The 22159-nt window shown below is 67.7% G+C and carries 18 protein-coding genes and 1 pseudogene; 14 read left to right on the plus strand and 5 right to left on the minus strand.

The window, feature by feature from the left end; genetic code table 11:
• Positions 1 to 78: 78 nt before the first annotated feature.
• Together ligA and ACHMXB_RS02740 are read left to right on the plus strand one after the other, a co-directional pair.
• The gene (gene ligA, locus ACHMXB_RS02735) at positions 79 to 2445 is read left to right on the plus strand and encodes an NAD-dependent DNA ligase LigA (protein ID WP_395402565.1); all 2367 of its coding nucleotides are present in this window, start codon (positions 79 to 81) and stop codon (positions 2443 to 2445) included.
• Positions 2442 to 3281, plus strand: coding sequence for an inositol monophosphatase family protein (locus ACHMXB_RS02740; RefSeq protein ID WP_395402567.1), 840 nt, complete (start codon positions 2442 to 2444; stop codon positions 3279 to 3281). Before ligA ends, ACHMXB_RS02740 begins: the two co-directional genes overlap by 4 nt.
• 52 nt (positions 3282 to 3333) lie before the next feature.
• On the opposite strand, the gene ACHMXB_RS02745 is transcribed toward ACHMXB_RS02740, so the two are convergent.
• Positions 3334 to 3846, minus strand: coding sequence for a cupin domain-containing protein (locus tag ACHMXB_RS02745; protein ID WP_395402569.1), 513 nt, complete (start codon positions 3844 to 3846; stop codon positions 3334 to 3336).
• Positions 3847 to 4028: 182 nt separating this feature from the next.
• Between ACHMXB_RS02745 and ACHMXB_RS02750 the strand changes: the two genes are divergently transcribed.
• The 3 genes from ACHMXB_RS02750 to ACHMXB_RS02760 all read left to right on the plus strand — a co-directional run bounded on the left by ACHMXB_RS02750 (position 4029) and on the right by ACHMXB_RS02760 (position 6655).
• Positions 4029 to 4541 carry a GNAT family N-acetyltransferase gene (locus tag ACHMXB_RS02750; RefSeq protein ID WP_395402571.1) on the plus strand — a complete coding sequence of 171 codons (513 nt, stop codon included), beginning with the start codon at positions 4029 to 4031 and terminating at the stop codon, positions 4539 to 4541.
• 41 nt (positions 4542 to 4582) lie between these two features.
• Positions 4583 to 4966: a RidA family protein gene (locus ACHMXB_RS02755; protein ID WP_395402573.1), complete on the plus strand. Its 384-nt coding sequence runs from the start codon at positions 4583 to 4585 to the stop codon at positions 4964 to 4966.
• A 165-nt stretch (positions 4967 to 5131) separates the two neighbouring features.
• Positions 5132 to 6655, plus strand: a complete 1524-nt coding sequence (locus ACHMXB_RS02760; RefSeq protein ID WP_395402575.1) for a DUF222 domain-containing protein — start codon at positions 5132 to 5134, stop codon at positions 6653 to 6655.
• Positions 6656 to 6785: 130 nt separating this feature from the next.
• Here the strand turns inward: ACHMXB_RS02760 and ACHMXB_RS02765 are convergent, their stop codons facing one another.
• Together ACHMXB_RS02765 and ACHMXB_RS02770 are read right to left on the minus strand one after the other, a co-directional pair.
• A complete protein-coding gene (locus ACHMXB_RS02765) occupies positions 6786 to 7448 on the minus strand; it encodes a response regulator (protein ID WP_190606827.1) in 663 nt (220 codons plus the stop codon).
• 41 nt (positions 7449 to 7489) lie between these two features.
• A pseudogene (locus ACHMXB_RS02770) lies at positions 7490 to 9191 on the minus strand (ATP-binding protein).
• On the opposite strand from ACHMXB_RS02770, the gene ACHMXB_RS02775 reads away from it, so the two are divergent.
• The 4 genes from ACHMXB_RS02775 (at position 9190) to gatB (ending at position 14636) form a co-directional block, all read left to right on the plus strand.
• Positions 9190 to 10863 (plus strand): CitMHS family transporter, encoded by a 1674-nt coding sequence (locus ACHMXB_RS02775; RefSeq protein ID WP_395405089.1) that lies wholly within the window; start codon positions 9190 to 9192, stop codon positions 10861 to 10863. The pseudogene ACHMXB_RS02770 and the gene ACHMXB_RS02775 sit on opposite strands and share 2 nt — an antisense overlap.
• Before the next feature lie 402 nt (positions 10864 to 11265).
• Entirely contained in the window at positions 11266 to 11562 is a 297-nt protein-coding gene (gene gatC, locus ACHMXB_RS02780) for an Asp-tRNA(Asn)/Glu-tRNA(Gln) amidotransferase subunit GatC (protein WP_190606833.1), read from the plus strand.
• Between the two features lie 3 nt (positions 11563 to 11565).
• On the plus strand, positions 11566 to 13128 hold the full coding sequence (gatA, locus tag ACHMXB_RS02785; protein WP_395402578.1) for an Asp-tRNA(Asn)/Glu-tRNA(Gln) amidotransferase subunit GatA: 1563 nt from the start codon (positions 11566 to 11568) through the stop codon (positions 13126 to 13128).
• Positions 13128 to 14636: an Asp-tRNA(Asn)/Glu-tRNA(Gln) amidotransferase subunit GatB gene (gene gatB, locus ACHMXB_RS02790; RefSeq protein ID WP_395402580.1), complete on the plus strand. Its 1509-nt coding sequence runs from the start codon at positions 13128 to 13130 to the stop codon at positions 14634 to 14636. The genes gatA and gatB overlap by 1 nt, the downstream gene beginning before the upstream one ends.
• A 92-nt stretch (positions 14637 to 14728) precedes the next feature.
• On the opposite strand, the gene ACHMXB_RS02795 is transcribed toward gatB, so the two are convergent.
• Entirely contained in the window at positions 14729 to 15637 is a 909-nt protein-coding gene (locus tag ACHMXB_RS02795; RefSeq protein ID WP_395402582.1) for a LysR family transcriptional regulator, read from the minus strand.
• A 135-nt stretch (positions 15638 to 15772) separates the two neighbouring features.
• Here ACHMXB_RS02795 and tdh point away from each other — a divergent pair, with 135 nt between their 5' ends.
• The 5 genes from tdh (at position 15773) to ACHMXB_RS02820 (ending at position 21390) form a co-directional block, all read left to right on the plus strand.
• The gene (tdh, locus tag ACHMXB_RS02800; RefSeq protein WP_395402584.1) at positions 15773 to 16819 is read left to right on the plus strand and encodes an L-threonine 3-dehydrogenase; all 1047 of its coding nucleotides are present in this window, start codon (positions 15773 to 15775) and stop codon (positions 16817 to 16819) included.
• Positions 16820 to 16893: 74 nt separating this feature from the next.
• Positions 16894 to 18090 carry a glycine C-acetyltransferase gene (locus tag ACHMXB_RS02805; RefSeq protein ID WP_395402586.1) on the plus strand — a complete coding sequence of 399 codons (1197 nt, stop codon included), beginning with the start codon at positions 16894 to 16896 and terminating at the stop codon, positions 18088 to 18090.
• 45 nt (positions 18091 to 18135) lie between these two features.
• Positions 18136 to 19266 carry an NAD(P)/FAD-dependent oxidoreductase gene (locus ACHMXB_RS02810; RefSeq protein WP_395402588.1) on the plus strand — a complete coding sequence of 377 codons (1131 nt, stop codon included), beginning with the start codon at positions 18136 to 18138 and terminating at the stop codon, positions 19264 to 19266.
• A gap of 11 nt (positions 19267 to 19277) precedes the next feature.
• A complete protein-coding gene (gene hutI, locus ACHMXB_RS02815; protein ID WP_395402590.1) occupies positions 19278 to 20489 on the plus strand; it encodes an imidazolonepropionase in 1212 nt (403 codons plus the stop codon).
• A 112-nt stretch (positions 20490 to 20601) separates the two neighbouring features.
• Positions 20602 to 21390, plus strand: coding sequence for a DeoR/GlpR family DNA-binding transcription regulator (locus tag ACHMXB_RS02820; protein WP_395402592.1), 789 nt, complete (start codon positions 20602 to 20604; stop codon positions 21388 to 21390).
• Between the two features lie 12 nt (positions 21391 to 21402).
• Here the strand turns inward: ACHMXB_RS02820 and ACHMXB_RS02825 are convergent, their stop codons facing one another.
• The gene (locus ACHMXB_RS02825; protein WP_395402594.1) at positions 21403 to 22083 is read right to left on the minus strand and encodes a histidine phosphatase family protein; all 681 of its coding nucleotides are present in this window, start codon (positions 22081 to 22083) and stop codon (positions 21403 to 21405) included.
• Between the last annotated feature and the right edge of the window lie 76 nt (positions 22084 to 22159).

The raw sequence follows: 22159 nt of genomic DNA on the forward strand, positions 1-22159 counted from the left end.
TCCGGCACGTCCTGCACGTCCGGCACGGGTGGCCGGGGGCCTCGGCAAAATGTCCGGGCTGTAGGGCAAGATAGGTCTGTGAGCACACCATCAGGCCCCACAGAGCAGATATCCAGCACAGACAGCGCAGCCACCGCAACTGACCAGCTTGAGCCGGAAGCCATTCCCTCTGAGTCGGTCCGGGATGAGTACGAAAACTTGGCGGACCTCGTCCGGAAGTACCGGTTCGCGTACTACCAGGAGGACGAGCCGCTCGTTTCCGATGCCGAGTTCGACACTCTCTTTCGCCGGCTGGAGGAACTCGAGGCGCTGCATCCGGAGCTTGTTTCCAATGATTCGCCCACCCAGGAGGTTGGCGGGGAAGTGTCTGCGGCGTTTGCCGCCGTTGAACACCTCCAGCGCATGTACAGCCTCGAGGACGTGTTCTCCCTCGAGGAACTCCAGGCTTGGATTGCGAAGGCGGAAGCCGGGGTCGCCAAGTCCGGGAATCCGGAGGCCGCCTGGCTGACCGAGCTGAAAATCGACGGCCTCGCCGTGAACCTGCTCTACCGGGACGGCAAGCTGGTCCGGGCGGCCACCCGCGGCGACGGCACCACTGGCGAGGACATCACGCATAACGTGCTCACCATCAAGGAGATCCCGCAGCAGCTCAGCGGCAGCGGTTTTCCCGCCGAAGTGGAAATCCGCGGCGAGGTGTTCATCCCGTCCAAGGCGTTTGCCGAATTCAACGAGGCGCTGATTGAAGCGGGCAAGGCGCCGCTGGCCAACCCGCGGAATGCCGCGGCGGGTTCGCTCCGCCAGAAAGACCCGGCAGAAACCGCCAAGCGCCCGCTCCAGATGTTCGTCCACGGGATCGGCGCGCGCGAGGGCCTCGAGGCGGCCAGCCAGTCGGAGACCTACCGGCTTCTGGCGGAGTGGGGGCTGCCGGTCAGTCCGTACTTCGAGGTGCTCGGCAGCCCGGCCGAGGTGCTGGACTTCATCGAGAAATACGGGGACAAACGGCACAGCCTGCTCCACGAGATCGACGGCATCGTGGTGAAGATCGATGACTTCGCCACCCAGCGTGCCCTGGGCTACACCACGCGGGTTCCGCGCTGGGCGGTCGCCTACAAGTACCCGCCTGAGGAAGTGCACACCAAGCTCCTGGACATTTCCGTGAACGTCGGGCGCACCGGACGCGTCACACCGTTCGGCATCATGGAACCGGTCAAGGTGGCGGGCTCCACCGTGGGAATGGCGACGCTGCACAACCAGGACGTGGTCAAGGCCAAGGGCGTCAAGATCGGCGACATCGTGGTCCTGCGCAAGGCCGGCGACGTCATTCCGGAGATCGTCGGTCCGGTGCTGGCGCTGCGGGACCAGCAGGACCCGCCGGTGCGTGACTTCGTCATGCCCACGGAATGCCCGTCCTGCGGCACGCCGCTGGCACCCGGTAAGGAAGGCGATGTGGACATCCGCTGCCCCAACGCCAAGTCCTGCCCGTCCCAGCTGCGTGAGCGCGTGTTCCACGTTGCCAGCCGGGGAGCATTCGACATCGAGGCCCTTGGCTGGGAGGCCGCGATCGCGCTGACCCAGCCGACGGAGCCTGAAGTCCCGCCGCTGGTCAGCGAGGCGGCCCTTTTCGACCTGACGCCGGAGGACCTCGAACCGGTGAAGATCCGGCGCGAGAAACGGTCCAAGGGTGTTCCCACCGGCGAGTTCGAGCTGGTGCCGTACTTCTACAGCAAGGGCACGGCCAAGACGCCGTCAAAGCCCACGGCCACCACCGGGAAGCTCTTCAACGAACTCGAAAAGGCCAAGACCCAGCCGCTGTGGCGCGTCCTCGTGGCGCTGTCCATCCGGCATGTCGGTCCCCGGGCGTCACGTGCCCTGGCCAACCACTTCGGCACCATGGACGCCATCCGGCAGGCATCGGAGGAAGAGCTCGCGAGCGTGGACGGCGTCGGCCCCACCATTGCGGCTGCACTCAAGGAATGGTTCGCCGAGGACTGGCACGTCGAGATCATCGACCGCTGGGCGGCAGCCGGGGTCCGGATGAAGGACGAACGGGACGAGTCCACTCCGCGCACGCTCGAGGGACTGACCGTGGTGGTCACCGGGACCCTGGAAGGCTTCAGCCGCGACGAGGCCAAGGAGGCCATCCTGGTCCGCGGCGGCAAAGCGGCAGGGTCGGTGTCGAAGAAGACCAGCTATCTGGTGGCCGGGGACAACGCAGGCACCAAGCGGGACAAGGCCGAGCAGTTGGGTGTGCCCATCCTGGACGAGGACGGGTTCCGGGAGTTGCTGGCCAACGGGCCCGCCATGGCTGACGGGGATGGTGCTGCAGACGGTGCTGGCGCTGGGGGAGCTGGGGGAGCTGGGGGAGCTGGCGCTGGGGGAGCTGAAGCCCCGGCTGAGGATCCTGAGGCAACGCCGCACCCGGCCGACGGGGAGGATTCCGAGTGACACCGGATACCGCAAACAACTTGGACGTTACCGGGCTACTCGCAGTGGCCAAGGCCGCCGCGGCCGCCGGTGCCGGTGTCCTCGGCGAGCGCAGCAACGGCGCTCTGGACTCGGGGTCGGTGGCCAACAAGGGCGAAGCCGGTGACTGGGTAACCGCCTTCGATGTGGCCGCAGAGGAAGCCGTGCGCACCGCCATCCGCAGTCAGCGGCCGGACGACGTGATCACGGGCGAGGAGCACGGAACAACACGCCCCGAGCAGCCCACCGGGCTGCGGTGGTCCATCGATCCGCTCGACGGCACCACTAACTTCATCCGCAATATCGTCTATTACGCCACCTCAGTGGCGGTTGCCGATTCCGACGGCGTCTGGCTGGCCGGCGTCGTACATGCCCCCGCGCTGGGGCGCGTGTACTACGCCTCGCGTGGACAGGGCGCGTGGCTGGAACAGGACGGGAAGCGGGTGCAGCTCAACGGTCCGGTTCCCGGCCGCGCCGGCCAGATCCTGTCCACCGGCTTCAGCTATGACCCGGAGGTGCGCGCGGAGCAGTTCGCGGCGCTGGGCGGCTTCGTGGACGGCTTTGCGGACGTGCGCCGGCTCGGCTCGGCCGCCCTGGACCTGTGCATGGTTGCCGACGGAACCGTCGATGCCTTCGGCGAGCGGGGCCTGAACGAGCACGACTTCGCCGCCGGCGCCCTGGTGGCCGAGGAGGCCGGCTGCTGGGTGCGGCGCCCCCGGCTCACCAGCCCGCTTGACGGAGGACCCTCCGCCGAGGAACGGCTGTCCGCCTGGACATGCGCGGGCACGCTCGAGATGTCCGGCAAGTTCCCGCTCTAGCTCATCTGCGCATTACTCGTGACGCCGCCCGGGCCGACTGCGGCCGGGCGGTTCACATTTGCGGCGGCGTCAGGTTGTAGCGCGCGATGATGTCCGGCAGCCAGGGCGCTTCGGCGAAGCGCAGGCCGAAATGGGCCGCGAGTTTCTCGACCGTCTCGGGGTCAGGCAGTCCGGCTTCAATGTGGTTGGCAAGGCCCCAGAAGAAATGCTCGAATCCGGCCGGGCTGATCACCTCAATCATGCGGGCGGGCACCTTTCCCGCGTTCCACATGGTGTGAAGTTCATTCCGAGGCTTGGTGATGTACCCGCCTGCACCCAGGACCGCCTCGCGGTCACCGGAGCGGAACCCTATTTCGCCCTCAAGGACGATCGAGTATTCGTCTTCGCGGGTGTGGATGTGCGGCGGTACCAGCGCGCCAACCGGGAACGGGTGTTCCACGATGGACAGTTGCTGGTTAGTGTCCTCGCCAAGGAGCTTAAATACGACGCCTACGCCGCCGAGTTGCGCTTCCCTGCCCTGTCCGGGCTGCACGACGGTCAGCCGCGGAGCCCCTTCCTCGTTCATGGGCTCGTCCCTTCCTTGCCACGGAGTTTGCGGTGCAGGAATTATCGTCCCGTTAACCGTGCCGGTCCATAGGGAAAACAAAGCAGAGGCTATTCCGCCGCTGTCAGCCCGGACCTGATAGTTCAGTCACGGAAACAGCCGTTTCGCGGGGCGCATCGCTCTGCCGGCACTACCATTGACGGGTGCAGCCGCAGATCACCGTCCGTCCCGCAGTCCCAGCCGACTTTGCGGCCATCGCCCGTATCACCCGGGACGCCTATCTGGCGGCGGGCTACTTCGAGACCGCGGACCACCCGTACATGAAGCAGATCCAGGACGTCGCCACCCGCGCAGGCCGGGCCACCATCTGGGTGGCGGAGCGCGCCGGCACGATCGTTGGTTCGGTAACGCTGGCGCTGGCCGGCGAAAAGTACGCCGATATCGCCCTTGACGACGAGCTTGAGTTCCGCATGCTGGTGGTGGACCCGGCCGTCCAGCGCAGCGGCGCCGGCCTGGCCATGGTCGAAGCGATCATCGCGCACGCCAGATCGCTGGACGGGATCCGTGCCGTGGCACTGACCACCGGCGGGGACTGGGAAAGCGCCCACGGGCTGTACCGGAAGACAGGCTTCCGCAGGGTGCCGGAGCGCGACTGGTACGTGCCCGGCACCGACATAAAGCTGCTGGTTTTTAGGCTTGACGTCCAGCCCGCCTAGAGTGGAGCCGACTTAAAACCCCTAGTGAAAGGCGCAGCAGCATGCGCAAGACGTTCGGCACCGGCTCGGTCTGGGAACAGAAGCTCGGCTACTCCCGCGCGGTCCAGGTGGACAACACGCTCTACATTTCGGCCACTTCTGCCAGCGGCGAGAACGGCATTGTCGGCAACGACTTCTACGAGCAGACCCAGTTCATCCTGCAGAAGCTGGAGACCGTCCTGGCCGACGCCGGATTCGGGCTCGCCGACGTCGTGCAGTCCAAGCTGTACCTGACGGACATCACCAAGTGGGAGGACGCCGGCCGTGCGCACGGCGAAGTTTTCGGCGAGATCCGCCCCACGCTGTCGCTGGTCCACGTGCTGCCGTTCCTGGATCCGGAAATGCTCGTGGAGATCGAACTCGTCGCGCAGAAGAGCGCCAGCTAGAACTTCCCCCACCTGAAGCGCGAACTGGCAGCAGATGCCCTCAAATCCCGGTTTTGAGGGCGTCAGCTGCCGGTTCGCGCTTTTGTTTTCCCGACGCCCGGCCGCGGCCCAGGTGCCTGTCTCGACCGCCGCTAAATTGTCAGTGGCTCGTGAAAGGCTTCGGGCATGGAAAGCAGTGCAGCTGTCGAGACGATGGAGGCCATCGACGCCTCGGTCTCGGCGCTGGCTGTTTTGGTTCGCAGCACGACGGGTGACGGGGCCTTGTCGGGCGATCCGGCCGCGGATGGCGGAGGTGTTGATCCGTTGCGGGACCAGGCTGACGCGCACCTGGACGGGCTGGCCGAGCTGGCCAAAGTCGAGGCTCAGCTCGCGGCTTTGAAGGTGCAGCTCGTCGCCGGGTACGCCAACGCTGAGAAGGCCCTGGCGTCGCCGGCCGAGTCCCCGCAGGACCGCACCGTCAGGGAGATGGCTGTGACCTCGGAGATCGCGTGTGTCCTGACCATCAGCGAACGCGCCGCGAGTGCACTGCTGTGCGACGCCCTTGAACTGACCGGCGTCCGGCCGCTGACGCTGTCGGCGCTGCAGGCAGGAGCCCTGTCGTGGCAGCACGCCCGGATCATGGTGGACGAGACCGCGAACCTCGATCCTGCCGGGGCGGCGGCGCTGGAGGCGCACTTCCTGGACCCAGACGCGGCGGAGGCGGCCCGGGGCATCCCGGCTGGGGAGCTTGTCCCGTGCCGGTTCCGGGCGAAGGTGCGTACCTGGCGGGAGCGGCACCACCCGGTCAGTATCGAAACCCGCCACGCCCGGTCTGCGGCGGACCGGCGGGTGGAGTACGTCCCGGACCGTGACGGGATGGCATGGTTCTCGGCTTATCTGCCGGCGGATCAGGCGGCCGGGATCTGGGACCGCACCACCGCTGCCGCGCGGGCCATGCAGGGACCGGACGAGGCCAGGACCCTTACCCAGCTCCGCGCCGATGCCGCCTCAACCTGGCTCCTCACCGCCGGCCTCGAAGCCACATCCGCAGGTGGTGTTCCCTCGCCCGTGGCGCAGGTCCTGGTTACCGTTCCGGCGCTTTCCCTGCTCGGCGTGACTGAGGACCCTGCCATGCTCGACGGCTACGGGCCGATCCCGCCGTCCATGGCCCGGGCACTCGTCGCCGGCGGGGCCCAGTCGTTCCACAGAGTGCTGACCGATCCCCGCGACGGCGCACCGTTGGAGATCGGACGGACGAGCTACCGATTGACGAAGCCGATGCGGCAATGGCTGCGGCTTCGGGATGCCAAGTGCACGTTCCCGGCTTGCAACAACCATTCCCTGGACAACGAGGCCGACCACCTCCTCGCCTGGGCCCGCGGCGGACCCACCGGCATCAGCAACCTGGCCCAACCCTGCCCGAAGCACCACAGGCTCAAACACAACACCGCCTGGACCCCCACCGCCGCCAGCGCCAACGACCCGCCCAGCTGGACCTCACCCACGGGCCGGCATTATCCCAGCGAACAGCCCGACTGGGAACCACCACACTGGCCACTACAGATCCAAGCCATACTCGATGACCGGACCATGACCACTGGCCTTCACCCTGGCATGCCTAAACAAGCCGGTGTGCCCGAAACCACCGACCTGCACGAAAGCTCCGCTCCTCCAGAGACTGCGCCGGGGACAGGCAGGGAAGCAGCCTAAAAGGCGAGCTGGGAGTCAGCCTCCAATGTTCCGTGCCGTTTCTGGACCCAAACCAGGCGCGAACTGGCAGCAGATGCCCTCAGATTCCGGTTTTGCGGGCGTTACCTGCCAGTTCGCACTAATAGGAGGGCTAAGAAGCCGGGAGGCCGTAGCGGTGTTCGGGCCGGCCGGTGGTGCCGTAGCGGAGCTGGATCTCGACGGCGCCGTCGTCCGCCAGCGAGGACAGGTACCGCTGCGCGGTGGCCCGGGACACTCCCACCCGCCGGGCGACGTCGGCCGCCGAGTACTGCTCGCCGGGCACCAACGATTCCAGCACCGCAGCCTCCGTCGCCGACCGCGGCTTGGCCGACGGCGAGACGTCACCCGGAATGAGGGCCCGCTTCGCCCGCTCCACGGTGTCCTGGTCCAGGGAACCGGGCTGGCCGAGGATCCGCCGGTAACGGGCATACGAGCGCAGTTGCTGGGACAGGGATTCGGCCGTGAAGGGCTTGAGCAGGTACCCGAGGGCGCCGCGCCGGAACGCCGTCCGCAGCGACGCGGCGTCCGACGCCGCACTGAGAATCATCGTGTCCACGTCCAGCTGATGCAGGAGGTCAAGGCCCGAGGCGTCCGGCAGGTACACGTCCAGCAGCACCAGGTCCGGGCGCAGGCTGTGGATGGACTGCAGCGCCAGCGACGCCGAACCGGCCGGGGGCAGCGCCAGGAACCCCGCCACGGAATCCACATAGGCGGCGTGGAGCTTGGCGACGTGGAAGTCGTCATCCACGATTAGCACCCTGAAATCCTCAGACATCCTCGTCCTTCCGTCCGGTATTCATCGTCTTTGCGCGCCCATCAGTCCTTGCGCGCCGTGGTGGTTCCCGGCAGCGTGGCCATGAACACGGCACCGGGTCCGCCGGCGTTGCCGGGTTCAAGGACCGTGACGTCGCCCCCGCGCCGCCGCGCCAGCTGCCGCGCCAACGCCAGGCCCAGGCCCTGGCCGCCGGCGCGGCCCTGTCCCTGGAGAACACTGCCGCCTGCCGTCGTGAACCCCTCGGCGAACACCGCCTCGGGGTTGCCGCCGTCCGGCAGCCCGTCGCCGGAATCCGCGACGACGACGTGCAGGGTGCCGCCGCCGTCGCCCTCGTCATCCAGCAGTTCAAGCTCCACCCAGCGCTCGGCGGCCGTGCCGGCCACCGCCGCGTTGACCGCGTTGTCGATCAGGTTTCCGAGCACCGTGGTGACGTCCTGCGGCTCCGTCACCTGGCCCCGCACGAGGGTTTCCGGCCCGATCCGCAACGATACCCCGCGCTCGTCGGCCTCCACGCCCTTGGCCCCGATGAAGGCCTGCAAGTAGGGGTCCTGCAGCAGTTCGGCCTGGTCCACGGGGAACTTCAGCGGGCCAGTGGCGGCGAGCCTTTCGAGGTAATTGCGCGCCTGCTGGTGCTGGCCGATGCTCATGAACCCCGCGATCGTGTGCAGCTGGTTGGCGAACTCATGCCGCTGCGCCCGCAGTGCCGTGGACATGGTCCCCACGGCGTCGAGCTGCCGGGTCAGGTGCTGGAGTTCGGTGCGATCGCGGAGCATGACCACCCAGCCCAGGTCTTCGCGGCGGTGCAGGGCCTTCCGGGCGCTGGCCACGAGGACCTGCTCCCCGGCCACCAGCTCCACGGCCTCGCCCTCTCGGGCGTCGGGCAGAGTGAGGGCCTTGAGCCGGACTGGCACCGGGGCGTCCTGCCAGAGCTGGCCGGAAAGGTCAGGCTGGCCAAGGAGACGCTGGGCCGCGGCGTTGAACACGCTGATCCGGCCGTCAGCGGAGATGCCCACAACCCCCTCGTCCACCCCTTCCAGGACCGCCACCTGGTCATGCACCAGCGCGCCGATCTCCTCCGGTTCCAGGCCTAGCGTGAGCCGCTGCAGCCGGCGCCGGAGCAGGAAGGAGGCCAGGACCCCGGCGGCCAGCGAGCCGGCCGCCGTCAGCACGATCGGCACGATGTCCCGGGCGAGGCTCTGGCCGATGGACTCGGTGGAATAGCCGACGCTGACCTCGCCCACCACGGTCCGGGAACCTGAACCAGGTGCGAACACGGGGACCTTCGCCCCGGCCGACGGGCCCAGCGTGCCGGTGTTGCGGGTGGTCACCTCGCGGCCGGCAAGCGCCTCGGACGGGTCCGTACTGACGCGCTCGCCCAGCCGGTCGGCGTCGGGATGGGCCAGCCGCAGCCCCGTTTCGTCGGTGATCACCACGAACAGCGCACCGGTACTGGCCCGGGCGCCCTCGGCCACAGCCATGAGCGGCCCGGCCTTCAGTTCCGCGGGTGGGGGAGTGCCGGGCCGCCGGCTGATGGCCTGCACGTTGGCGCGGACGGAAGGGTCCGAGGCCACCGTCCGGGCCAGGGTCAGCGCCTGGTTTTCAGCCTCGCGGCCCAGCCGTTCGAACGTCAGCCACGCATGCACCGCACCGCTGAGGAGCACCACCAGTAACACCACGCCCAGCTGCAGAAGCAGCGTCTGGGGTGGAGAACCTGAGCGGAAGCCTGCCGGCGGGGCTCATCATGGCACTCCTTCGTGGGTCGGGCGGGCTGCAGGGCGGTTTGGGCCGGCTGCGGGCGTTTGAGCAGAATGAGCAAAATGCTCCCAATAAGCAGTATGCCAATCAATCGAGCCAAAGGCACTGCCGTGACCGCGGCCACTCTAACGTCTGTAGTACGCATCACACCGGGGTGGTGCTGTTCACTAAAAAGGAGCCGGCTGTGCTGGTATTACTTGGATTCGCCATGATCGCGGTTTTCATGGTGCTGATCATGACGAAGAAGTTGACGCCAGTACTGGCGCTGATCATCGTCCCCACCGTTTTCGGTCTGTTCGCAGGCGCCGGCCTCGGCATCGGCGACATGGTCATGGACTCGATGAAGTCCATGACCTCCACCGCCGCTCTGCTGATGTTCGCCATCATCTACTTCGGCCTGATGATCGACGTCGGACTGTTCGATCCGCTGGTCCGGTTCATTCTGCGCAAGCTCGGCAATGACCCCGCCAAGGTGGTCCTGGGCACCGCGCTCCTGGCCGCTGCCGTGTCGCTCGACGGCGACGGCTCCACCACCTTCATCCTCACCACCGCAGCCATGCTGCCGATCTACCTCCGCCTGAAGATGAGCCCGGTGGTCCTCACCTGCGTGGCCGGCCTGGCCAACGGCACCATGAACATCGTGCCGTGGGGCGGCCCCACCGCCCGCGCCGCCACCGCCCTGAAAATCGACGTCAACGATGTCTTCGTCCCCATGATCCCGTCGCTGGTCGCCGGCCTCGCCGTCGTCCTGGTCTTCGCCTGGGTGCTCGGCCTGCAGGAGCGCAACCGCCTCCGTGCCACCCAGCCCGAGCTCTGGGGAACGCCGGAAACCGCTGAAGGGTTCGACGGCGGTACTCCCGCCGGCGGCGCTGGTTCCACCGGCCGCGGTGGTTCGGGCCGTGGTACCGCACCTGTTCCCGCAACGGGCAGCCCCGCCGTCGGCGGTTCCTCGGTTGCAGTCCTGGAACGCACCGAGACCCTGGTTGACGACAGTGACACCGCCATGGCGGACACCGCCCTGGACCCCAACCGCAAGACCCTGCGCCCCAAGCTGCAGTGGTTCAACCTGGCCCTCACCGTCGCCGTCATGGGCATGCTCATCGCCGACCTCGTGCCCCTGCCTTACGTCTTCATGGTGGGCTCCGCCATCGCCCTGCTGGTGAACTTCCCGCACGTCAAGGACCAGGGCGCGCAGCTCGTGGCCCACGCACCGTCGATTGTGGCCGTCGTCAGCATGGTCATGGCCGCCGCAGTCCTCACCGGCGTCCTGACCGGAACCGGCATGGTCGAGGCAATGTCCGCCTGGCTGGTCCAGATCATCCCGTCCAGCATGGGACCGTTCATGGCAGTCATCACCGGCCTCCTTAGCATCCCCATGACGTTCTTCATGAGCAACGACGCCTTCTACTTCGGCGTGCTGCCCGTCCTCAGTGAGACCGCGGCCCACTATGGCATCAGCGGCGCCGAGATGGCCCGTGCCTCCATCACCGGCCAGCCGTTCCACATGCAGAGCCCGCTGGTGCCCGCCATCCTCCTGCTGGTCTCCCTGGCCAAGGTAGACCTGGGCGACCACCACAAAAAGGTCCTCTGGAGGAGCGCAGTAGTAGCCCTCGTCATGCTGGCAGTAGCAGTCCTAACCGGAGCAATCGGCATCCACTAGCAAGGCCGGGACCTGCAGGACGGAGCTATTCTCCGCGTGCTCGCTCGTTCCTCGCTTAGACGCACGCTTCCGAATACCCCCGCCCTGCAGGCCCCCAGCAATGAACACCTCGAGACAGCCGAGTTCGGAGAGTTTTGCGGACTCGGCTGTCTCGTTGGTGAGTTGGGCACACCGGCAGCGGGACGGACATCCGGAAGCGTGCCAAGGCGTGGGCCCACGCCGTCAGGGTTCCCTGCCCGAGCTTGCGAGGGAAGGGGGACGGTGGGGCGAACGAGCAGCACGCGGAGGATCGTCCGGCCCGGGGCCGGAAGGCGACCACAACTGCGCGAGCGAGTGCGGAGCGGCAGGGCAACGTGACAGTAGACTAGTCCGGAAACCCATTCCGAACTTGCAGGGAGATCCATGGCTGCGATCAACCGTGACGACGTCGCGCACCTAGCGCGGCTCGCGCACATTGAGATGAGTGCTGAAGAGCTGGACAGGATGGCCGGCGAACTTGCCGTCATCGTAGACGCGGTGAAATCCGTGAGCGAGGCCGCAGGTGACGGTGTTCCCGCAACTTCGCATCCGATTCCGCTGAGCAACGTGTTCCGCGAGGATGTGGTGGGCCACACCTTCACCGCCGAACAGGCACTCTCCGGCGCTCCGGACTCAGACGCAGACCGCTTCAAGGTCCCGGCAATCCTGGATGAGGACTAGAACATGACTGAAACCAACAGCACGGAACTCATCCGTCTTTCCGCAGCCCAGCTGGCCGCGAAGCTCGCCGCCCGCGAGGTAACGGCCGTCGAGGTCACCCAGGCGCACCTGGACCGCATCGCCGCCGTCGACGGGGGAGAACGCGGCGTCAACGCGTTCCTGCACGTCAACACGGAGGAAGCGCTCGCCGTCGCCGCCGAGGTGGACGCCATCCGCGCCGCCGGCGGGCAGGCCGCCGAGGAACTGCACGAGCTCGCCGGTGTTCCGATCGCCGTCAAGGACCTCATCGTCACCATCGGCCAGCCCACCACGGCCGGCTCCAAGATCCTCGAAGGCTGGCACAGCCCGTACGACGCAACCGTCGTCAAGAAGCTTCGCGCCGCGAAGATGCCGATCCTGGGCAAGACCAACCTGGACGAGTTCGCTATGGGCTCCTCCACCGAGCACTCGGCCTTCGGTCCCACCCGCAACCCGTGGGACCTGGACCGCATCCCCGGCGGTTCCGGCGGCGGGTCGGCAGCCGCCGTCGCAGCCTTCGAAGCACCGCTGGCCCTCGGCACGGACACCGGCGGATCCATCCGCCAGCCCGGCGCCGTCACCGGCACCGTGGGCGTCAAGCCCACCTACGGCGGCGTGTCCCGCTACGGCGCCATCGCCATGGCGTCCTCGCTGGATCAGATCGGCCCCGTCTCCCGCACCGTCCTGGACTCGGCGCTGCTGCAGCAGGTCATCGGCGGCCACGACCCGCACGACTCCACCTCCCTGCCGGACCCGCTCGGCGACCTTGTGGCCGCGGCGCGCCTCGGCAACGTGGACGGCATGAAGATCGGCATCATCAAGGAACTCCACGGCGAGGGCTACCAGGCCGGCGTCGAGAACCGCTTCAACGAATCCCTCGAGCTGCTCAAGGAGGCGGGTGCGGAGATCGTTGAGGTGTCCTGCCCCAACTTCCAGTACGCGCTGGGCGCCTACTACCTGATCATGCCGTCGGAGGCCTCCTCCAACCTGGCCAAGTTCGACGGCGTCCGCTACGGCCTGCGCGTTCTTCCCGAGGAGCCGCCGCTGACCATCGAGCGGGTCATGGGCGCCACCCGCGCCGCCGGATTCGGCGACGAGGTCAAGCGCCGCATCATCCTGGGCACGTACGCGCTGTCCGCCGGCTACTACGACGCCTACTACGGCTCCGCCCAGAAGGTGCGCACGCTCATCCAGCGCGACTTCGACGCTGCCTTCGAAAAGGCCGACGTCCTGATTTCCCCCACGGCGCCCACCACGGCGTTCAAGCTGGGCGAGAAGCTGGATGACCCGCTGGCGATGTACCTCAACGACGTCGCCACCATCCCCGCCAACATGGCCGGCGTCCCCGGCCTGTCCCTGCCCGGCGGCCTGGCCGACGAGGACGGACTGCCCGTGGGCATCCAGCTGCTGGCACCGGCCCGCGAGGACGCCCGCCTCTACCGCGTGGGCGCCGTCCTGGAATCCCTGCTGGAAGCGAAGTGGGGCGGTCCGCTGCTGGACAAGGCGCCGTCGTTGGCTGAGCTTGTCGGAACCCAGGAGGCAAAATAATGAGCACCGACGCAACCCTGAGCTTCGAAGAAGCAATGGAGAAGTACGACCCCGTACTGGGGTTCGAGGTCCACGTTGAACTCAACACGAAGACCAAGATGTTCTCCTCCGCGCCCAACGTGTTCGGCGACGAGCCCAACACCAACGTCAACGAGGTGGACCTGGGCATGCCCGGCGTCCTTCCGGTGGTGAACAAGACCGCCGTGGAGTCCTCGATCAAGATCGGCCTCGCGCTGAACTGCAAGATCGCCGAGTCCTGCCGCTTCGCCCGGAAGAACTACTTCTACCCGGACACCCCCAAGAACTTCCAGACATCCCAGTACGACGAGCCCATTGCGTATGACGGCTACCTGGACATCGAGCTCGAGGACGGCACCGTGTTCCGCGTCGAGATCGAGCGCGCGCACATGGAGGAGGACGCCGGCAAACTGACCCACCTGGGCGGCTCGGCCGGACGCATCCAGGGCGCTGAGTACTCGCTGGTTGACTACAACCGCGCCGGCGTTCCGCTCGTGGAGATCGTCACCAAGCCGATCGAGGGCGCCGGTTCCCGCGCCCCTGAGCTCGCCAAGGCCTACGTCGCCGCCGTGCGGGAAATCGTCAAGAACCTCGGCGTCTCGGACGCCAAGATGGAGCGCGGCAACGTCCGCTGCGACGCCAACGTCTCGCTGCGCCCGCACGGCCGCGAACGCTTCGGCATCCGCTCCGAGACGAAGAACGTGAACTCGCTGCGCGCCGTCGAGCACGCCGTCCGCTACGAGATCCAGCGCCACGCCGCCGTCCTGGACTCCGGCGAGCCGGTAATCCAGGAAACCCGCCACTGGCACGAGGACACGCGCACGACGACGTCGGGCCGGGAAAAGTCCGACGCAGACGACTACCGCTACTTCCCCGAGCCGGACCTGGTTCCCGTGGTTCCCTCCCGGGAGTGGGTGGAGGAGATCCGCGCGACGCTGCCCGAGCCGCCGGCCGAGCGCCGCAAGCGGCTGAAGCAGGACTGGGGCTACTCGGACCTGGAGTTCCGCGACGTCGTCAACGCCGGCGTGCTGGACGAGATCGAGGAAACCATCACCGCCGGCGCCACGGCTTCCGTGGCCCGCAAGTGGTGGATGGGCGAGATCGTGGGCCGCGCCAAGAACGCCGACGTCGACCCCGGCCAGCTCGGCGTCACGCCGTCCACCATCGTGGAACTCAGCAAGATGGTGGAAGCGGGCAAGATCAACAACAAGATGGCCTCCGCGGTGCTGGACGGCGTCCTCGCCGGCGAAGGCACCCCGGCCGAGGTCGTCGAGAAGCGCGGCCTCGCCGTGGTGTCCGACGACGGCCCGCTCCTGGAAGCCATCGACGCAGCCCTGGCCGCCCAGCCCGACGTCGCGGAGAAGATCCGCGGCGGCAAGATGCAGGCCATCGGCGCCATCGTTGGCGGCGTCATGAAGGCCACCCGCGGCCAGGCCGACGCCGGCCGCGTCAAGGAACTGATCCTGGAGAAGCTCGGCGTCACCGCCTAAGTACTCCCACCCAAACTGGGTCGCAGTTGTTGTCGTTTTGAGGGCTCATAACGACAACAACTGCGACCCAGTTGGGTTTAAACCAGTTGGGTTTAACCGTGGCTGAGCCGGGCCATGATGTCCTGCAGCGCCTCGCACACCACGCGGACCGACGCGCGCTTGAGGTTTTCCGGGCGCGCCAGGATATCGATCCGGCGCCGGGTGCTGATCCCGTGCAGCGGGATCAGCACGATGTCCGGGTTCAGCACGGGCCGTGCCGTGTGCCGCGGCAGCAGGCCAATCACGCTTCCCGAGGCCACCAGCGCCGCCACCGTGGAGTAGTCGTTGATCCGGTGCACGATGTTCAGCTCCCGGCTGGACACCGCGGCGACGGCGGACAGCACGTCCGCGGGGGAGTAGCCGGCGCGGCTGGTCACCCAGGGTTCGCCGACGACGTCGGACGCCGTCAGCGCCGCCTGGCCGGCCAGGCGGTGGCCCGCCGGGAGCGCAACATCCAGCGGCTCATGCGCCAGCGGTATCACCGCCACCCTTTCCTCCGGCCACTTGGGGCTGTGGTCCATCCGGTGCGCGAGCACGAGGTCGTACCTCGCTGTCAGCGCCGGAAAATCCTGCTGGGCGACGTCCTCGTCGGAGAGCAGCACCTTCGGCTTGTCGGGGCCGTCCAGGAGCCGGGCCAGCGGCGCAAACAGCGCCTGCCCCGCACTGTGGAAACCGCTTACGGTCACCGGCGCCACCGTTGAGCCGTGGTACGCGCCGATCGCCATCCGCGCGTCGGCCATGGCGCTGACGACGGCGGCACCGGCGTCCGCGAGCACCTGGCCGGCCTCTGTGAGGACCAGGTTCCGGCCCTCCTTGCGGGTCAGCGGCACCTCAACGCTTTTCTGCAGCTGGGCAAGCTGCTGGGACACGGCGGAGGGTGTAACGAGCAGGGTGTCGGCGACAGCCTTGACACTTCCGAGCGCGCCTAGCTCCCGCAGCATTTCGAGCTGGTGGATCTCCATGCGCTCCATCCTATTCCTTAGCGATTCCTTAATCGTCGATTGAGAAAATTCCCCTTGTGCTAACGGGTCGGGGGTGGCTCTAATAAAGGGAGAATTCCCCCCGCATGCCACCGCATGCCGAACGTAAGGAAGCCAATGAAGGCCCTCTATAAGGCTGGCGCCCACGCCGGGTTTGAGCTGACCGACCGCCCGGAACCCGAAGCCGGACCCGGCGAGGTCAAGATCCGCGTGTTCACCACCGGCATCTGCGGCACGGACCTGCACATCCAGTCCTGGGACGCCTGGGCACAGGGCATCATCGAGGCCCCGCTGATCGCCGGCCATGAGTTCTACGGCGAGGTGGTGGCCACCGGCGAGGACGTGCGCTACGTCAAGGTGGGTGACCGGGTGTCCGGCGAAGGCCACATCGTCTGCGGGATCTGCCGCAACTGCCGCGCCGGCCGCCGGCAGATGTGCATCCACACGGTCAGCGTGGGCGTGCAGCGGGACGGGGCGTTTGCCGAATACGTGGTCATTCCGGAGACCAACGTCTGGGTGCACCAGGACCCGTCCGTCACGCCCGAGCTTGGCGCCATCTTCGACCCCTTCGGCAACGCGGTGCACACCGCCTTGAGTTTCCCGCTGGTGGGCGAGGACGTGCTGATCACCGGGGCCGGGCCCATCGGCCTCATGGCCATCGCCGTCGCCCGCCATGCCGGCGCCCGCAAGATCGCCATCACCGACGTCTCCGCACCGCGGCTGGAGCTTGCCCGGCAGCTCGGCGTGGACCTCGCCATTGACGTCTCCAAGACGCGGGTCCGCGAGGCGCAGCAGGAGCTGGGCATGCGCGAGGGCTTCGACATCGGGCTGGAGATGTCCGGCCACCCCACGGCGCTGCCGGAGATGATCGACAACATGAACCACGGCGGCCGCATCGCCATGCTGGGCCTTCCCAGCCAGTCCATCGACATCGACTGGGGCAAGGTGGTCACGCACATGCTCACCCTGAAGGGCATCTACGGCCGCGAGATGTTCGAGACCTGGTACGCCATGAGCGCCATGCTGTCCTCCAGCCCCGCGGTGCACGCCAGCATCTCCGCCGTAGTCACGGACGTGCTGCCGGCCACCCAGTGGGAGAAGGGCTTCGAAATCGCTAAGGCTGGCGTCGGCGGCAAAGTGGTGCTCGACTGGTCGGAAATCTGACCCGCAACCTTGCCCGAAACCTGGCCCCAGCCCACACACCTTTCTGACAGTTTCCCAGCCGAGGAGAATCCGCCATGTACTCAGCCATCAAGAACCAGCTCCGTGCCGAGCTCGACGACATCCGCACCGCAGGCCTCTACAAGACGGAGCGCCACATCGACTCCGCCCAGGCCAGCCACATCACGGCCGGACAGATCGGTGAATCAGGCTCGCCCGTCCTGAACTTCTGCGCCAATAACTACCTGGGCCTGGCCGACCACCCCGAGATCATCGCCGCGGCCAAGTCCGCCATGGACGAGCGCGGCTTTGGCATGGCCAGCGTCCGGTTCATCTGCGGCACCCAGGACCTGCACCTCGAACTCGAAGCCAGGGTCTCGAAGTTCCTGGGCACGGAGGACACCATCCTGTTCTCCAGCTGCTTCGACGCGAACGGCGGTGTCTTCGAATCCCTCTTCGGCCCCGAGGACGCCATCATCTCCGACGCCCTGAACCATGCCTCGATCATTGACGGCATCCGGCTCTGCAAGGCGCAGCGGTTCCGGTACGCCAACCAGGACATGGCTGACCTGGAGGCGAAGCTGGTGGAAGCGAAGGACGCCCGGCGGAAAATCATCGTCACCGACGGCGTCTTCTCCATGGACGGCTACCTCGCCCCGCTGGAGGCCATCTGCGACCTCGCCGAGAAGCACGACGCCCTGGTGATGGTGGACGACTCCCACGCCGTCGGGTTCATGGGAGCCACCGGAGCCGGGACCCCGGAGCACGCCGGAGTCTCCCACCGCGTGGACATCTTCACGGGCACCTTCGGGAAGGCGCTGGGCGGCGCCTCGGGCGGCTACGTGTCCGGCCGCGCCGAAGTGGTGGCCATGCTCCGGCAGAAGGCCCGCCCCTACCTCTTCTCGAACTCGCTCGCCCCGGCCATCGTGGCGGCCACCATCAAGGCCCTCGAGCTCGTGCAGGCCTCCGGCGAGCTGCGGAGCGCGCTGTTCCGCAACGCTGAGCTGTTCCGCCGCCGGATGACGGAGGAAGGCTTCGAGCTGCTCGACGGCGAGCACGCCATTGTGCCGGTCATGTTCGGCGACGCCGTGCTGGCGGCGAAGGTGGCCGACCAGATGCTCCAGCACGGGGTCTACGTGACGGCCTTCAGCTTCCCCGTAGTGCCCCGCGGTGCCGCCCGGATCCGTGTCCAGCTGTCAGCCGCGCACTCAGCGGACGACGTTGAAACCTGCGTCCAGGCGTTCGTCAAGAGCCGGGACGGCGTGGCTGAGTAGGCTCCGGCCACCTGTAGCGTCCGGTCATCTGTAAAGATGGAGCCCATGGCATCAACGTATGACGTAGTCATTGTGGGCGGCGGGATTGCCGGGCTGTCCCTGGCCTCCGCGCTGGCCGGCAAATGCACCGTGGCACTCGTGGAGGCGGAGCAGCAGCTGGCGTACCACACGTCCTCGCGCTCGGCCCGGCAGCTCATCCCCAGCTACGGTCCGCCGGTGGTGCAGGAACTCACCGTCCGCACCCTCGAGCTGATTGCGGCGGAGGATGCCGGACGGCCCGAACCCGTGCTCTCCCCGCGGAGCTTTCTGCTGATCGGGGACGAAGAAACGGTGCGGGCCGAGGCCAGCGGCGAGATGCGCTTGATAAGCCACGGCGAAGCGCTCGGGTTGTGCCCGGCCCTGAAGCCTGAGTCCTTCTCCGCCGCTGGCCTGGACACCGGCTCCTTCGGCTGCGACGCCCCGGTGGTCCTGGAGGGGCACCGGGCGCGTGCCGAGGCTGCCGGCGTGGACATCATCACCGGCGCCCGCGTTCACTCAGCCCAGCGGCTGGGATCCGGCTGGGAGGTCGGCGCCGGGCAGGAAGGCTTCTCCGCCGGCGTTCTGGTCAACGCGGCCGGCGCCTGGGCGGACGAGCTGGCGGTGCTGAGCGGCGTCGAGAAGATCGGCCTGCAGCCGTACCGGCGCACGGCGGCGATTGTCGGCGTCGACCATCCGCTGCCGGAAGGCAGCCCCATGGTGGCCGCAGCCGACGATTCCTTCTACTTCCGCAGGGAAGGCAGTGACGTCCTGATCTCGCCGTCGGAACACGTGGCCAGCCCGGCGGAGGACGCACGTCCCCGTCCCGGGGACGTGGAGCGGCTCATCTCCCGGCTCAATACGCTGACGACGCTGGGAATCGGCCCGGTCCGGACGGCCTGGACCGGCCTGCGCACCGAGGCGGCCGACGGCGTACCGGTGGTGGGGTTCGACGCCGAGGCCCGCGGGTTCTACTGGCTCGCCGGCCAGGGCGGCTACGGTTTCCAGACCTCGTCCGGAATCGCGGAACTGGCCGCGGCCCAGATTCTGGCCGGGCAGGACGCCGGGCAGGACGCCGGTGCCGGGCAGGATGCCGGCACCGGTCCGGTATCCCGGACGGCGGATGCGCTGGCTGCGACGCGCTGGTCCATCCGGCGCTGAAGAATGGATGCATGAGCACCCTGATCACCAATATTGCCGAACTGATGACCCAGGACGCGGAGCACCGTGTCCTCAAGGATGCGGCAGTGGTGGTCGAGGGCGAACGGATCTCGTGGATCGGCCAGGCATCCGCCGCCCCGGCCGCCGACGACGCCGTGGATGCCGGCGGCCGGGCCATGCTGCCCGGCTGGGTGGACTCCCACACGCACCTCATTTTCGCTGGCGACCGGACGGCGGAGTTCGAGGCCCGGATGGCAGGGGAGGAGTACAGCGCCGGCGGCATCGCCGTCACCACTGACGCCACCCGGAACACCGGCGACTACGACCTGACGCGGCTGGCGCAGGGCCGCGTCGCCGAAGCTGTTTCGCAGGGCACCACGTACCTGGAGACGAAAACCGGCTACGGCCTGGACGTCGAGCAGGAGGCCAGGAGCGCACGGATCGCCTCGACGGTGGCGGACGAGGTCACCTACCTGGGCGCCCACCTGGTGCCGGCCGGGGTTGATGCGGACGAGTACACCAAACTTGCCTGCGGCCCGATGCTGGACGCGGTCCGCCCCTACGTGACCTGGGCCGACGTGTTCTGCGAACGGGGCGCCTTTTCGGCGGAGCAGTCCCGCGCGGTGCTGCAGGCCTGCCGCGACGCCGGCCTGGGGCTGCGGGTGCACGGCAACCAGCTGGGGCACGGCCCGGGGGTCCGCCTCGCGGTGGAGTTCGGCGCGGCGAGCGTGGACCACGTCAACTATCTTTCGGAGCAGGACATCGCAGACCTCGCCGCCGGCTGGTCCGGCTGGGATGCCTCCACCGGAACGGGCGCGCGGGGAACGGTGGCCACCTGCCTGCCGGCCTGCGACCTTTCCACCCGCCAGCCGCTGGCGCCGGGCCGGCAGCTCCTGGACGCCGGCGTGCCCGTGGCCCTCGCGTCCAACTGCAACCCCGGCACGTCCTACACGAGCTCCATGGCGTTCTGCGTCACCACCGCCGTCCTCCAGATGGGACTGAGTGTCCATGAGGCCATCCGGGCGGCGACGTACGGCGGCGCCCTGGCGCTGCAGCGTGAGTCCGGTAACGACGTCGACGGCGAACGCGCCGTGGGTTCCCTTGCCGTCGGACATCGGGCGGACCTCCACGTCCTCAACGCACCGTCCGCCACCCACCTCGCCTACCGCCCCGGAATGCCGCTGACCCACGCGGTTTGGCGTGCAGGGGTGCGGGCGCGGTAGTGTCAGGCGGTGCCATTACCCACCCCCCGTGACGGAAGATGCTCATTCAGGGTCTGCTAGAATCACAAAGCGTCATTTCTTCGTGACGTTTTTGGATCGTGAAAGGCCCTGCATGACACGCACCGACCGACTGACGGCCATCCTTGATCTCCTTGCCGAGGCCGGCCAGGTGGAAGTCGAGGAAATCGTCACCCGGCTCGGCGTGTCACCGGCCACCGCCCGGCGGGATCTGGACAGCCTGGCCAAGCGGCGGCTGCTGACCCGGACCCGCGGCGGCGCCACCACTGGAGCCCTGGCCTACGACCTTCCCGGCAGGTACAACCGGGACGACCACGCCGTGGCCAAGCAGGAGATCGCCCTGGCCGCCTCGGCGCTCATCGCCCCGGGCATGGTCATCGGCCTGTGCGGCGGCACCACGAGCACCGCCCTGGCGCAGATCCTGGCCACCCGCGAGGACCTCAACTCGCCGTCGAACCAGCCCACCCTGACGGTGGTCACCAACGCCATCAACATCGCCTCGCAGCTGGCCGTCCGGCCCAACATCAAGGTGATGGTGACCGGCGGCATCCTCAACACGCGGTCCTATGAACTCGTGGGACCGTATACGGACATCATCATGCAGAAGGTGGTGCTGGACATCGCCTTCATCGGGGTCAACGGCGTCGACCCAGAGGTGGGGCCCACCAACACCGGCGAGGCCGAGGCAACGGTCAACGCCCTGCTGGCCAGCCGCGCCAGCGAGTCCTACGTCATCGCAGACTCCTCGAAGGTGGGCCGCCGGGCATTCGCCACCATGGACGGATACAACTTCACCCGGCTCATCACCGACTCGGGCATTTCCGCGGCGGACAAGGCCGCGTTCGAGGCCCGCGGCACCGAAGTGCTCGTGGCCGGCGCCTAGAAAAGAAGCGGCTCAGAAGATCACCGGCGGGGCGTCCAGCACGGTCTCGTCCACCCTCCGGTCCACCCACTGCGTGAACGGTGTGTCGAGTTCGTACTTGCCCGCTCCGTTTTGCACCAGCATGCGGACCTCGGCGTTTTCCGGGTTGTTCAGCGACTCGAAATACTCCACGGACCAGTGGAACCAGCGCATGCAGAACAGGCGCATGGTCAGCCCGTGCGTGACCAGCAGGGCGTTGGGGGAGTAGTCCGGCTTGGACCAGTGCCGGTACAAGGTTTCCATGAATGAGGAGATCCGGTCGTAGACATCGGAGCCTGACTCGCCCTCGCGGAAGCGGTAGAAGAAGTGGCCGTAGGCGTTGCGGAGTTCCTTCTGGTCCTCGATGTCGCCGGAAATCTGGAAGTTGGCCCAGTCCTGCTCGCGCAGCCGCGGCTCCTCGATCACCCGCTCCGTCAATGGGCCCAAATTAAGGGCCTCGAGGGTCTGGTAGGCGCGTAGATACGGCGAGACGTAGACGCTCACCTGCCGGCCGTCCAGCTCGCGCCGGATGCGCTCCCCGGCGGCCTTCGCCTGCTCCAGTCCGAGCTCCGTCAGCGGAATCCGGTAGTCGGGCACCCTGTTGTAGATGGAGGTGTCCGCATTGGCCGCCGACTGGCCGTGCCGGATCATGATGATTTTCCCGGGAGCGCTCATAGTTCCCCAGCATAGGGTTAGCCCGCGGCCGGACAGGAACCGACTGGCTGACAGGAAAGTTCCAGCAGGGGCAGGC

It is taken from the genome of Arthrobacter sp. UC242_113 (assembly GCF_044054585.1).
Taxonomy (GTDB): Bacteria; Actinomycetota; Actinomycetes; order Actinomycetales; family Micrococcaceae; genus Arthrobacter.